At 55.9% G+C, this 13,533-nt stretch carries 9 protein-coding genes and 2 pseudogenes; 9 read left to right on the top strand and 2 right to left on the bottom strand.

Translation table 11 applies throughout. The annotated features are described in order from the left end of the window. Nucleotides 1-100: 100 nt before the first annotated feature. The 7 genes and pseudogenes from BUA24_RS08165 to BUA24_RS08195 all read left to right on the top strand — a co-directional run. Nucleotides 101-1,744 (top strand): annotated as a pseudogene (locus BUA24_RS08165) (N-6 DNA methylase); the annotation flags it as partial. Then, complete coding sequence (locus tag BUA24_RS08170; protein ID WP_072791190.1) at nucleotides 1,744-2,838, top strand: restriction endonuclease subunit S; 1,095 nt, start codon at nucleotides 1,744-1,746, stop codon at nucleotides 2,836-2,838. The pseudogene BUA24_RS08165 and the gene BUA24_RS08170, both read left to right, overlap by 1 nt. Then, nucleotides 2,835-3,559 (top strand): annotated as a pseudogene (locus tag BUA24_RS08175) (TIGR02391 family protein). Before BUA24_RS08170 ends, BUA24_RS08175 begins: the two are co-directional and overlap by 4 nt. Beyond that, nucleotides 3,556-6,639, top strand: coding sequence for a type I restriction endonuclease subunit R (locus BUA24_RS08180; protein WP_072791192.1), 3,084 nt, complete (start codon nucleotides 3,556-3,558; stop codon nucleotides 6,637-6,639). Before BUA24_RS08175 ends, BUA24_RS08180 begins: the two are co-directional and overlap by 4 nt. After that, nucleotides 6,626-7,354 (top strand): M48 family metallopeptidase, encoded by a 729-nt coding sequence (locus BUA24_RS08185; RefSeq protein WP_072791212.1) that lies wholly within the window; start codon nucleotides 6,626-6,628, stop codon nucleotides 7,352-7,354. The genes BUA24_RS08180 and BUA24_RS08185 overlap by 14 nt, the downstream gene beginning before the upstream one ends. After that, nucleotides 7,351-8,283: a restriction endonuclease gene (locus BUA24_RS08190; protein ID WP_072791194.1), complete on the top strand. Its 933-nt coding sequence runs from the start codon at nucleotides 7,351-7,353 to the stop codon at nucleotides 8,281-8,283. The genes BUA24_RS08185 and BUA24_RS08190 overlap by 4 nt, the downstream gene beginning before the upstream one ends. 2 nt (nucleotides 8,284-8,285) lie before the next feature. Beyond that, entirely contained in the window at nucleotides 8,286-8,954 is a 669-nt protein-coding gene (locus tag BUA24_RS08195) for a hypothetical protein (protein WP_072791197.1), read from the top strand. A gap of 13 nt (nucleotides 8,955-8,967) precedes the next feature. On the opposite strand, the gene BUA24_RS08200 is transcribed toward BUA24_RS08195, so the two are convergent. Next, complete coding sequence (locus BUA24_RS08200) at nucleotides 8,968-9,804, bottom strand: hypothetical protein (RefSeq protein WP_178138760.1); 837 nt, start codon at nucleotides 9,802-9,804, stop codon at nucleotides 8,968-8,970. 21 nt (nucleotides 9,805-9,825) lie between these two features. Between BUA24_RS08200 and BUA24_RS12190 the strand changes: the two genes are divergently transcribed. Both BUA24_RS12190 and BUA24_RS08205 read left to right on the top strand, forming a co-directional pair. Then, nucleotides 9,826-10,044 (top strand): type 1 periplasmic-binding domain-containing protein, encoded by a 219-nt coding sequence (locus BUA24_RS12190; protein WP_178138761.1) that lies wholly within the window; start codon nucleotides 9,826-9,828, stop codon nucleotides 10,042-10,044. A gap of 1,200 nt (nucleotides 10,045-11,244) precedes the next feature. After that, entirely contained in the window at nucleotides 11,245-11,805 is a 561-nt protein-coding gene (locus BUA24_RS08205) for a winged helix-turn-helix domain-containing protein (RefSeq protein WP_072791201.1), read from the top strand. Nucleotides 11,806-12,355: 550 nt separating this feature from the next. Here the strand turns inward: BUA24_RS08205 and BUA24_RS08210 are convergent. Beyond that, nucleotides 12,356-13,366: an ABC transporter substrate-binding protein gene (locus tag BUA24_RS08210; protein WP_084660337.1), complete on the bottom strand. Its 1,011-nt coding sequence runs from the start codon at nucleotides 13,364-13,366 to the stop codon at nucleotides 12,356-12,358. Nucleotides 13,367-13,533: the final 167 nt, after the last annotated feature.

Here is a 13,533-nt window from a genome sequence, read left to right on the forward strand (position 1 = left end):
TACACAAGCCTGAGGACCCCACTTATCTCTCAACACCTTCTAGAGCACATCCGTACAGATATTCGTATTGGTTTGCAACACGTCTGAACTGTAGAAGGAACCGCCGTTCTCGGTCAAATCGTGGAGCAATGGCCTAGAGAACGACTACGGCCGCTTCGAGTTCGGCATGCCCCCCGCCAAGAACGGCGACTATGCCTTCCTGCTACACATCCTGAAGTCGCTCAAGAGCACCGGCAAGGCGGCAGTCATCCTCCCTCACGGCGTGCTCTTCCGTGGCAACGCCGAGGCCACCATCCGCAAGGAACTACTCAGGCGCGGATACATCAAGGGCATTATCGGTCTGCCGCCCAACCTCTTCTACGGCACGGGCATCCCTGCTTGCATCCTCGTTCTCGACAAGGAGAACGCCCAAGCACGTACCGGCGTCTTCATGATCGACGCCTCGAAAGGCTTCATGAAGGACGGTCCGAAGAACCGGCTGCGCAGCCGGGACATCCACAAGATCGTCGACGTCTTCAACCGGCAACTGGAGATCGACCGCTACTCCCGGATGGTGCCGCTCGCCGAGATCGCCGATCCGAAGAACGACTACAACCTCAACATCCCTCGCTACATCGACTCCTCAGAGCCCGAGGATCTCCAGGACCTGAGAGCCCACCTCCACGGGGGCATCCCTGAACGTGACATCGACGCTCTGAGCGCCTACTGGGAGGCCTTCCCGAGCCTACGGTCCACGCTCTTCAAGCCGAACCGGCCGGGATACCTCGATCTCGCCATCGACGTCACCGACGTCCAGCAGACGATTCTCGACTCCTCGGAGTTCAAGGACTTCGCCAGGCGTGCCCAGGACCTCGTCACCGACTGGTTCGGCGTTCACCGGTCCGAGCTCGAGAACATCAACGCAGACACTCGTTCCAACGAGCTGATCGCCAGTCTCGCTGATGACCTCCTCGCACTCTTCAAGTCGGTCCCCCTACTCGACGAGTACGACATCTACGAGCAGCTGATGACCTACTGGCACGAAACGATGCACGACGATGTCTTCCTGATCATGAACGATGGATGGCTGGAAGCGGCGAAGCCCCGCAAAGCCATAGAAGACAAGGACCGCAAGCTCGCGGAGGCTCCTGATCTCGTTGTCGGCTCAGGCAAGTCGGCAACCAAGTACAAGATGGACCTGCTGCCTCCGAGTCTCATCGAAGCTCGCTACTTCCGGGCTGAGCAGGAACGCGTGGCGGAACTTGATGCAGCAGCCTAAGAGGCATCCCGAGCGGTCGAGGAGTTCATCGAGGAGAACGCCACCGACGAGGGCCTGCTGTCGGAGGCCATGGACGACGGCAAGGTAACGAAAGCTCTCGCTGCCGCCCGACTGAAGGATGCCAAGCGTGAAGGCTCCGACCCAGACGAAGTAAAAGCCCTGGAGTACTTGTTAGATCTCTACGCCAAGGAAGTGAACGCAAAGAAGAAAGCGAAGGATGCGCGCGGCGCTCTTGACCTTGCGGCCCTGAAACAGTATGACGATCTTACTGAGGCTGAGATCAAGCGACTGGTGATTGAGGACAAGTGGCTCATGACCATTCAGCTTCGAATAGGCAACGAAGTCAACGCTCTCACGCTCGTGCTTGTTGAACGGATCCAGGAGCTTGGGGAGCGGTATGCCGAGACTGTTCGTGATCTCGAAGGCAAAGTTGCGGAGCTCAGTGTCCGTGTTACTCAGTATCTAACGGAGATGGGGGTCGACTGATGGAGACGAGAAAGACTTCGTGGCGGACACGACGTCTCGGCGATCTAATTGCATACGAACAGCCTGGTCGGTATCTAGTTCGATCGACGAACTACCGAGAACGAGGTCGGTACCCCGTGTTGACGGCGGGCAAGACGTTTGTGCTGGGGTATACCAACGAAACTGACGGAGCCTACACACGCCATCCCGTGGTCATCTTCGATGACTTCACGACTGCCTCGAAGTACGTTGACTTCGACTTTAAGGCGAAGTCTTCGGCAATGAAGATGCTAAGTGCCCGATCGGGCGAGGCCGACCTACGCTTCGTCTACGAGCGGATGCAGCTGATCAACTATCCGATTGTTGATCACAAGCGTCGGTGGATCGAGGAGTTCAGCAAACTTGAGGTGGAGGTTCCCGGCCTTGAGGAGCAAACAGCCATTGCGGAGGTGGCAGACGAGCTTTCGAGATACATTACCTCCCTCAAGCGCCTGATAACCAAGAAGCAGGCTATCAAGCAGGGGATGATGCAGGAGCTGCTGACGGGACGAACGCGGCTGCCAGGGTTCGCGGGTAAATGGCATCGCCGTCCACTGGCTGAGTTGCTGAGTTACGAGCAGCCGACTCGATACCTCGTCAAGACAGTTAAGCAGCTTGATTCTGGTCGTATTCCTGTGCTGACCGCGGGCAAGACCTTCGTCCTGGGCTACACGAATGACTCTGACGGAGTGTATACGTCGCATCCCGTCATCATTTTTGATGACTTCACTACCGCTTCACAGTATGTTGACTTTGATTTTAAGGTGAAGTCGTCGGCTATGAAGATTCTGACTGCTCGCCCGGGTGTAGATCTTAGGTTCGTGTACGAGCGCATACAGCTCATCGAGTTTCCGCTTGGGGATCATAAACGGTACTGGATCTCGGAGTACGGCAAGCAAGAGATCGAGGTGCCAACGAAGGCAGAACAGACCGCCATTAGCCAGATCATCGCCGATAGTGATCGGGAGCTCACCTTGCTCGATCTAAGGCTCGCCAAGGCGCGCGCTATTAAGCAAGGCATGATGCAGGAGCTACTTACGGGGCGGACGCGCCTGGTGGTGGAGGGCGCTGCATGAACACTGCGTGGGCAGTCGAGGAGTTGGACCGGTTCATCGCTGCCACTGAACTGCATCACGTTTCGTCGCCTCCGAACGTTATCAGCGTTGGGACCTACAAGACGACTGCTGAGCAATCGGAAGTCGTAAGGCAAGCCCAGGTTATAGAGGAGATCTTGCATCGAGTGACTCCCGACTGGCGTTCCCTGGAGGTCAATACGACGCGCAAGCCGTGGGTCCTACATCATGAGGCAGCTATTCGTTGTCGCGAGGTGCTAGTTCGTCAAGACGAATTAAAGCGCAATCTCGGAGAGGACGCACCTGAGCTGTCAGCCGCTGAACTCCACCCCTGGATCTGGGGCGGGGCATCATCGCTTTGGCAGTCCGGTCATTACCGTGAGGCAGTTGAAGGCGCGATCCGGAAGCTCAACGCTGAGACGCAGAACAAGGTGGGACGCCGAGACGTCAGCGAGACCGATCTGTTCAAGCAGGCGTTTAGCTTGGACGTGCCAGGGATCGGTAAGCCTCGCCTCCGTCGTATGCAAAGCGACGGAAGCAAGACCTACGAATCACTCCAGCGAGGCGCGATGAGCTTCGCCGAAGGTGTGTTCGCTGGTATCAGGAACCACTGAGTCATGAGGCGGATCGGGAGCTGCACGAGCAGGAGGCCCTTGAGTACCTTGCGTCGCTGAGCGTTCTCGCACGATGGGTTGATGCATCATCCGTGGAGGTCGCCTCATGAGTGATGTCGGCCAGCCGGAACGTCGCGCACAAGAGCGCGTGGTGAAGCTCCTTCTCGAACAACTTGACTACGACTACCTGGGGAACTGGGAGTACCGGGAGAACTCCAACATCGAAGCTGAGCTGCTCTGGCAGAACCTGAAGGCTCGTGGCTACGACGACAACCTGACCACCAAGGCCCTTGACAAGCTGAAGAGCGACGCCTCCCTCGGTGGCGGCCGGGATCTCTACGAGGCCAACAAGGACGTCTACGGACTGCTGCGCTACGGCGTGAAGGTCAAGCCGGGCATCGGTGAGCACACCGAGACCGTCTGGCTGATCGACTGGGAGAACCCGAAGACCAACCACTTCGGCGTGGCTGAAGAGGTCACCGTCGCCGGCAACCACGTCAAACGGCCGGACCTCGTCCTCTACGTGAATGGTCTGGCGCTCGGCACGATCGAGCTGAAGCGCTCCAAGGTCGCGGTGTCAGAAGGTGTCCGGCAGACGATCGGCAACCAGAAAGCCGACTTCATCCGCCCCTTCTTCACGACCGTCCAGCTGGTAATGGCCGGCAACGATGTCGAGGGGCTGCGCTACGCGGTCATCGACACGCCCGAGAAGTACTGGCTTAGCTGGAAGGAACCCTCAAACATCGAGGCGCCACTCGATCGCGCACTCGTGCAGATGTGCTCCAAGGAGCGATTCCTCGAGATTGTTCACGACTTCATGGTATTCGATGCCGGCACCAAGAAGACCTGCCGCCACAACCAGTACTTCGGCGTCAAGGCCGCGCAAGCCAGGGTTATCAAGCGCGAAGGCGGCATCATCTGGCATACTCAAGGCTCCGGCAAGTCGCTCACGATGGTTTGGCTGGCCAAGTGGCTCCGCGAGAACCAGCCCGATGCCCGAGTCCTCCTTGTAACTGACCGCACCGAACTGGACGAACAGATCGAGGGTGTCTTCAAGGGCGTCAATGAGGACATCTACCGAACCACCAGCGGTGCGGACCTGCTCGGCACGCTCAACAATGGCCTGCCCTGGCTGATCTGCTCGCTGGTCCATAAGTTCGGAGGCTCCGAGAACGAGACGGAGCGGGATGAAGCGGACGGCGAGTTCATCCGGGAACTGAAGGCCAAGCTACCGAAGGGTTTCCAGGCCAAGGGCAATCTCTTCGTCTTCGTCGACGAGGCGCACCGTACCCAGTCAGGTAAGCTGCACGAGGCCATGAAGCAAATTCTTCCCGGTGCCATGTTTATCGGCTTCACCGGTACGCCTCTGCTCAAGTCCGACAAGGAAACGAGCATTGAGACCTTCGGCAGCTTCATCCACACCTACAAGTTCGATGAGGCCGTTATTGACGGCGTGGTACTCGACCTCTGCTACGAGGCTCGCAGCATCGACCAGGAACTGACCTCGCCTTCCAGAGTTGATGAATGGTTTGAGGCTCAAACCAAGGGTATGACCGACCTCTCCAAGGCTGAACTCAAGAAGCGCTGGGGCACGATGCAGAAGGTCGTCAGCTCGGAACCGCGCGCCCGGCAGATCGTCAACGACATCTTGCTGGACATGTACAAAAGGCCACGCCTTCTGAGCGGGCGGGGTAACGCCATGCTCGTCAGCGCCAGCATCTACCAGGCCTGCAAGTTCTATGAGCTCTTCTGTCAGGCCGGCTTCAAGGGCAAGTGTGCGATTATCACGAGTTACGAACCGCAGGCGGGTGATATCTCGAAGGAGGATTCTGGCGAGGGAGCTACCGAGCGTCTGCGTCAGTATGAGATATACCGGCAGATGCTGGCTGACCACTTCAACGAGCCTGCTGACCAGGCAGTCACAAAAGTCGCTCTGTTTGAGAAGCAGGTCAAAGAGAAGTTCCTGAATGAACCCGGCCAGATGCGCCTGCTCATCGTGGTCGACAAGCTGCTTACCGGCTTCGATGCACCGAGCGCAACCTACCTCTACATCGACAAGAAGATGCAGGACCATGGCCTGTTTCAGGCCATCTGCCGAGTCAACCGCCTCGATGGTGACGATAAGGACTACGGCTACATCGTCGACTACCGGGACCTGTTCAACTCCCTGGAGTCAGCGATCACCGACTACACCGGTGGAGCGCTCGACGGCTACGACAAGAAGGACATCGAGGGCCTGCTTTCAGATCGGATCGAGAAGGCTCGCGAGGACCTTGACCAGGCACTGGAGCAGATCCGTGCTCTGTGCGAGCCGGTCGAGCCACCGAAGGGGACGCTGCAGTACCAGAAGTACTTCTGCGCTGCCGAGCAAGGCAACGCCGAGCAGCTGAAGGCCAACGAACCGAAGCGAGTCGAGCTCTACAAGGCCGTAATGGCCCTGGTCCGGACCTACGGCAACCTCGCCAATGAGATGGAAGCTGCGGGCTACAGTGCCGAACAGGCAGCCTCGATCAAGGCGGAAGTTGCCCACTACGCGAGCGTCCGCGATGAAGTAAAGCTCGGTGCTGGGGAGGACGTCGACTTCAAGCAGTACGAGGCCGGCATGCGCCACCTGCTGGATACCTACATCCAGGCCAAGCCCTCCAAGGTCCTCTCCGACTTCGATAACGCCACGCTGATCGACCTGATCGTCAAGCTTGGACCGAGCGCCCTCGACAAACTGCCAGCCGGGATCAAGAAGGATCCAGGAGCGGTGGCCGAGACGATCACGAACAACATGCGCAAGGTCATCATCGACGAGCGACCGCTGAATCCCAAGTACTACGACCGGATGTCTGAGCTACTCGATGCGCTGCTTGAGGAACGTCGCAAGGGAGCGCTGGAGTACAAGGATTTCCTGGCCAGGCTCCTAGAGCACGCTGCCAAGCTCGGCAAAGGTGAGTCAGACACCGCCTACCCAGAGTGGGCGGACAATGGCGCCCGACGAGCCCTGTACGACTTCTTCTACCCTGATCTCAACCTGGCCGTTGATATCGACAAGGCCGTCCGGCACTCGAAACCCGACTCCTGGGTTGGCAACAAACTAAAGGAAAAGAAGGTCAGACAGGCCATCCGTGCTGCGCTACCAGGGGACTTCGAGAACCTCGATGAGCTGTTCGACCTGGTGAAGGCCCGTGATGAGTACCGCTAGTGCCTACCTCACCGTTGCAGGCATTGACGTCGACGTCGTCTACAAGGACATCAAGAACCTCCACATCGGCGTCTATCCGCCCATGGGTCGGGTACGGGTCGCCGCCCCACAGCAGCTCGACGACGATCAGGTGCGCCTCGCAGTGGTACACAGACTCCCATGGATCAAGAAGCACCAGCAGCAACTTAGGTCCGCGCAGCGCCAGTCGCTACGTGAGATGGTGACCGGTGAGTCTCACTACGTGTGGGGCTCTCGGTACAGACTTAAGGTCATAGAGCGCCACGGAAGAGCGCACGTCGAACTGGAGGGGGAGCGCCTCTTACTCTACGTCCCCGAGGGTACAGACGCCGATCGTCGGCGGGCTCTACTGGACCGTTGGTACCGCGCCCAGCTCAGGCGGGTTGTACCGGACGTACTGAGGCGATGGGAGTCGAAGATCGGGGTCACGGTCCCGAAGTGGACCATCCGACGGATGAAGACCAAGTGGGGATCGTGCAACCGGGAGACCGGCCACATCTGGTTCAACGTTGAGCTGGCCAAGAAGCACCCGGACTGCCTGGAGTACCTCGCTGTCCATGAGATGACGCACCTATTAGAGCGCGGCCACGGCGAACGCTTCGCGAAGCTGATGGACAAGCACATGCCGGACTGGAAGGAGCGCAGAGACCGGCTCAATCAGGCACCGCTCGGTCATGAGCAGTGGGTGAGATCATGACAGCGGCTTCCTCAAAGCGAGTGAGCGCCTCCGTCTTGCAGCCTCTCAAGGAAGCTCTGAGCCTGGCCTTCTGGTACAAAAAGGATCTTAGAGCGTACCTGAACGTTGTACTTCCAGACGTAGGGCTGGTTGGCCATCTCGACTGGACGGACTACAAGCGGAATATCGTTGCACGTCTTGTCGATACCATGGCAGCCAACCAGGGTAAGTATCTGGACGAGCTGCTTACGTTGATCTTGGCGACAGCCGACATCACCGACCCTAGCCACCTTAAGCGCATCGAGGACGGGGACCGAAAGTACAAAGAGGCTGTTGAGGCGCTGTCGACCCTTCGCAACTTAGTCGCACCATACCGGGCGCTTCGGACTGAGTCCGAGGAGGCAGCGCGGCGGCAACGGGAGGAGGAGGCGCGTGCCGCAGTACAACGGGAGATTGGCATCAAACTCGCCGAACTTCGTGATCTCCTGTACGAACTCACGCGAAACGAAGACCACCAAGCCCGCGGTTATGCGCTCGAAAAGCTACTCAACGAGTTGTTTGCGCTATTTGACATAGATGCGAAGGCATCCTTCCGGATCGTGGGCGAGCAGATCGATGGAGCATTTACCTTCGAAGGTACTGAATATTTGTTTGAGGCGAAGTGGAGAAAAGATCGTGCGGAGGTGGCCGATCTTGACTCCTTCGCGGGCAAAGTAGGTCGAAAGCTTGAGAACACGCTAGGCCTATTCCTGTCGGTCAACGGCTTTCAGGAGTCTGTGCTCAGTACATATTCGCAGAATCGGCCTAGACTATTCTTGATGGACGGTGGTGATCTAAGTGCTGTGCTTGAGGATCGTATTGGACTGCCGGAGCTTCTGACGCAGAAGCGCCAGCATGCTTCGCGCACGGGAGAGGTTTTCATTAGTGCCTATACGATTCTTGGTGCTTGAAAGTGAGCAATATCGAACATTGGTACTCCCCAGCCTTCATCCTCGAAGCTGCCGACATGGCGGTACAGCACTGCAAAGATCGTGGAATCAGGCCTGCATCGCTCGATCGGGCGATTGGAGAAGCCAGGGCAACGGCAATCTTTGCGATCGGGTTCAGCCAACAATCGGGCCAAGAGGTTTGGATGAGAATGGTCGAGCCCTCGGAGCAGGCTCCTGACTGCCTCGTAATGTACGTCGAGAAGGTTGGTCGATCAAATCATCAACAGCGCCTAGAGGTGGAGGTGACTACCTATAATAGCCACTCTAGGGATGATCTAGCGTCGTTTCTGTTGCGGACGAAATTTGACGGCAATCATTCTTATTCGCCGTCTACAGTCATACTTGTCTATGTGCAGCAAGCAATGACCTTCGAGTTGCTTAAGTTGGCCCATGATCGACTCAGGGAGGTAGTACCGAAAGGAGTTTGCTACTGCGTTGGTCAGGTAGACGCTGATCTATTTCAGGTAATGCAACTGTATTCCCGGTTAGCCGGGCCAGTAAATGTTAGGTTGTCGGAAGCCCTAGCATCCGATCAGTTGCCAGTCGCAGACGTGGAACGTGGGATGTCTGCAGTGCAGGGACGTACGGAGAAGCCGGTACCGACAGCCAACCCGTTCTTTGCATACTTGTGAACAGCAAGCATGGCTACTTCCAGCCTCGACGAGGGCGAATCGCTACACCAGCCTTCTTAAATTCGCGCCGGATTGTCTCGGCGTCGACGCCAAAGTGCGATCCCGTGGCTTTCAACGATCGCCCGCTCGAATAGAGCGCTGCCGCCCGCGCGACATCGTCCTTTGAGAGCACTCTGTGGGTTCTTCTGCGATCGATGCCCTGTTGTTCTAGATGGTTAAGGACCGTAGTGCGGTGAACGCCATATCTCATGGCGAGTTGGTTCACGGTTGACCCAGCTGCGTAGTCTTGCGCAAGCCGGGTGATCTCGGAGGGTGCCAGTCGACGCTGTCGCTGAACAGACCGACGGGTTCTAGGAGCACACTGATCCTCGCGCTGCCCCCCGAGGGCTGCTTCAAGAGTCGGGGCGACCTCCTGTTTCGCGAGCAGCGCGATCACCTCCACCAAAGTATCCGTATGAGAACCCTGCACCTTGGCGGTGCCCTCGAAACTAGTCTCAGGCCCGCCCTCCGAAGTATCCGGATGGGCGGTTTTCCTTATGTCGAGAGTGTGATGAACGCGTGCTGGAATGAGGCGTGAGAGCAAGCTATCGAAGGGCTCGTTGTAGTCCACTTGGACGGTCTGCTCGCGTGTCTCGTCGTCCTCATCGATGTAAATCTTGGCGAAGAAAGCCTGGTTGAACAGGCGTCGTGTGCTGTCATTGGCTTCGAGGTAGGCAGCGTGGCAGTCTCGAGTCAGATTCAGTGTGTCGGCCGGCGTCCTTCGTGCCTGCTCATAGTTTGCGTCAGCTTCTGCGAGACCTTCGTGGATCCTCATGAGCTGTCCACCGATGCGGTCCTGCTCCGTCTTCAAGAGATCGAGAGGGACGGCATAGTGAGCGTCGAGAAGCTTCTGGCGTTGGGCGTTCAGCTCGATCCGCTGTCGCTCACCAGCAGCGGCTGCTTGCAGGCTGTCGAAGTCCTCCAGGAGGAGCTCCTCGATGTCGTCCCGCAGCTGGGGGGAGAGGGCGATGGTGCGGTACTCGTCTTCGATAAGCTCCGCGATGAGGGTGATCGGCATGGCTTGGCGCTGGCAGTCTGTGGTCCGCCGTGACCGGCCGGAGCAGATGAGGTAGGGGTTACTCGGTGCCCCACTTGTTGCGGGCGGTGGTCACCATGAGCCGGGATTCACAGCTGCCGCAGTAGACGCTGCCTCGCAGGTAGTGCTGGGAAGCCCAGCACCTTGACAAGATGAGGGCTAGGATTCTGTGCGTAAGCGGGTTTCTTGGAGTCGCCAAGCCGCAGTGAAGATTCGAATCGTCATTGGACTAGCGGAACGATAAGTATCTCACACGGTTTATGGCGTAGAGAACTTGTTAGCTACAGCGTTGCCGGTGTCTTACGGGTATGTCGGCCTTGCTTAACTTCCGCCGAAGCGTTTCCACGTGATTTCAAATCTTTCTACCGTTGTCTTTCGGGACCCCTGGTTGGGTAGAGGCAAGCTGCCTTGTCGTCGTCGGTGCCGGTCATTCTACGCAGTTGGCACGACGGCTGATTTCCTGTCGTTCAAGGTGAGCAAGAACCGTAGTGCGGTCGACTTCAAATGTTTGTCCGAAATCGAGCACCGTTGAGTCGGCCAGATTTTGCTTGGCAAGCTCGGACACCTGGCCGAGCGCTAGGCGATGCTGTCGCTGAGTTGATACAACGGGTCGGGGCTGGAGTTTGTCCCGGTCTCCCTAGTTGAGAGTGGTGTCGAGAAGGGGATTGGGGTCCTGTTTCTCAAGTAGCGCGATTGACCCCACTATACGTGTGACGAACTGTTATAGTAATGGTGCTTTATGACCAATTCATGAACATGGCTGATATGACTATTTAGTCCTATGGGATCTCGATTAGGCGGTTACTGTCACCTAAGCCGGTGTTGTTGGTGGTGGAGACGTTACTGGTACTGGTGTGCACAAGCACAGGGACTCTTTTTTGTAAATCTAAATGGTGATTTTCGATTTATGGTGTGTTAGATCGCCAATAACAATGACTGTTGATCCTTCGGGGCTAATCTGGGTCAAGAAGTCGTGAAAATGGGGTAGTTTCGGAGAGTTAGTTGTTGTTTGATGACGTTACATAAAGAAGATATTGGTCTGTGAGGGAGTTCGCTGGGAGTTTGATGGATTAGCGACGGTGAGTACGACGTTGTAAGGGATTTAGGATGACAGCAGAGGACTATTAGTGGTAAGTCTTGTACGGCTGGATTAGTAAGCTCTGGAGAAATTAAATTTTCTCTAACAAAGAATCGTATCGGGATGGGAGCAACGCAGTGGAGTACAGTGAGGTCAATGTCGCCTTTGAGATTCTTCTGGAAGAGGTTGAGGTTGCGACAAATGCCCTACAGGAGTCCGGGGCCGAGCTGTTGCGTTGTGGCGACTTCGTGGGGGCAAGAGATGCTATAGCAGAGGTGGAGAAGCTCACAGATTTCCGCCAACGTATCAAAGATCTTCAAGTGGATTGGGCGACACTGAGCTCAGTCAAGGATAGGTCGAAGACAAGTGCGACTAGGAGACCCGTCGACAGGCGGTTGTCGAAGGGACTAAGGACCCCAGAAGATGCTTTTCGCATGCCAATTCTTGAAGCGCTCATTGAATTGGGTGGTTCAGCCGCGATAGCAGAGGTGTTGGACAAGGTTGAGGACAAGATGAAAGGTAAGTTGAACGATCATGATTTGCAACCGCTTGCCTCAGATCCGCGTTCAATACGCTGGCGTAATACTGCCCAATGGTGCCGGAATACTCTAGTCAAAGAAGGGCTTATGAGAAGTGACTCGCGGACTGGCGTGTGGGAAATTTCGGATCGTGGAATGAGGGAGTTGAATCGCAGGTGAAGCTCCTTTGTGTTCTTATTTTCCGGATGCATTAGTCCTGCCCTGAGCTCTCTCAGTGACGCGAGGGATGTTAGGAATGAAAAGGGGAAGAAGCTCTCAGCGGTAAGCAACTGAAGGGGTTTTAAAAAGTTTCATCGCCTGTCTTGAATGTTGTCCACACGTTGAGTTGGTTGGGGGACGGGCAGGATGAACTTGCAAATAGTCATTGAGTAGACGCTGACAGACCCTTTACTGGGTCGTTCAACCCTGTACGGGATACAACAGAGGACTCAAATATGGAGGTGTGAAGTCGACGAAGCAAACTGGAAGAAACCTCCAACATGCCTCAAATATATCTCATGCAAGTAGTAACAGAGTTTTGAAACAACTAGGTGGATCTTCCGCCGGTATAGTCGGCATAGCTATCTGATACTCTGACCTTTTCCAAACTTCAAAGACCTTACGAGGTGTTAGGTTCTGGCTGTAATTGCGTGTTGAGAGATACGCAAGTGACACTTTCTTTCACTGAAGAGCTGAAGTTCGATTATAACTATAGGGTATTTGCGCTAACTCAGGACTTTGTATAGTACCAGTACTCTGGAGTTAGGTTACCATATGGGCTTTGATCAACACCTTTTAGGTTTGAAGCTATCTCTGAGAGTTGGTACGGCGGATACGGCTGGTACACGACCGGAGCTTCCTTTATCATGAAGTTTTGGTATGCGTCCAGGGCCGCCTGAGATTCAGACGGTGGAGCGGTGTGTGTATTGTCGATCAGTGTTACTGTCTCAGGTACAACCTTTGAGAATCCAACCCTTACCCCTGAGGAGAAGAGTTCCCCACCGGTGGGGGAGTAGTCAGGACCGTAAGACCAACCGCCGCCCCAGTTTGCCATGCCCCAAGTGCATGTAGGTCCTGAAGAAGGAGCCTTGCTCGCAATTACCTTGCTAAAGGGAGCCTCGGACAGGTTGATCTGAATCCCGACCTGAGCTGCTACGGACTTGTAGGCCTGCATCTCCTGAGCTAGAGATGTCGTTCCCGAGGCAAACAGCAGCGGTATGGTGAGTGCTGTACCAGCCGATACCCCTGCTCCACACTCATTTGAAGCCATACCTGGCCTTATGCACGTGGAGACCCCATTGGGAACAACCTTCCATCCGTGGGACACAAGTAGCTGTTTCGCCTGGGCAACGCTAAAGCCATAGATTCCTGTTTTTGACAGGGAGTCTGCGAAGGGATTGGCGACCCCGGTGGGTACTGGACTGTAGGTGGGGACAGCGAGACCATGTAGGAAGCTCTTTATCCACTGGGTCTCATCTACTAAGTGCTGTAATGCCTGGCGGAAATATAGCTGCCTGAAGACGGGACCAAGAACCGGGTTGTTAAAGTTTTCCACCCAAAAGTCAAAGCCAAAGAGTTTGCATGGTGACAACGTGTATCCTAGCGACGCTAGGCGGGACTGTTGCGTTATGTCGCTTACTGGAAGGTAGCCGTACTGAAGCCCCTTGGACGCTAGCTCGTTGAACTCTGAGGATTCAGATGTGAAAGGTGGCTCGACAAACGAGGACGAAGAGGGTTTCAGGTCGTGTGCCTAAAGTTGTGCAAATAGGCCATAGAGTCTTTGGAACTGTGTCTATCTTAGTAAGTGGTTATAGAACTGTCATTGACTTTTGATCTTTATTTAGTCCTTGACAGTGGAAGTGGAGTGTCTATCAGTTATCGAGATCCAAGTAGGCAACCGGTTCATCA

This window comes from Ferrithrix thermotolerans DSM 19514 (assembly GCF_900128965.1).
GTDB classification, from domain to species: Bacteria; Actinomycetota; Acidimicrobiia; order Acidimicrobiales; family Acidimicrobiaceae; genus Ferrithrix; species Ferrithrix thermotolerans.

Bases quoted from the DNA above. Each gene is read 5' to 3' on its own strand.
- BUA24_RS08170 (WP_072791190.1), top strand. From the start codon at position 1,744: ATGGAGACGAGAAAGACTTCGTGGCGGACACGACGTCTCGGCGATCTA.
- BUA24_RS08180 (WP_072791192.1), top strand. From the start codon at position 3,556: ATGAGTGATGTCGGCCAGCCGGAACGTCGCGCACAAGAGCGCGTGGTG.
- BUA24_RS08185 (WP_072791212.1), top strand. From the start codon at position 6,626: ATGAGTACCGCTAGTGCCTACCTCACCGTTGCAGGCATTGACGTCGAC.
- BUA24_RS08190 (WP_072791194.1), top strand. From the start codon at position 7,351: ATGACAGCGGCTTCCTCAAAGCGAGTGAGCGCCTCCGTCTTGCAGCCT.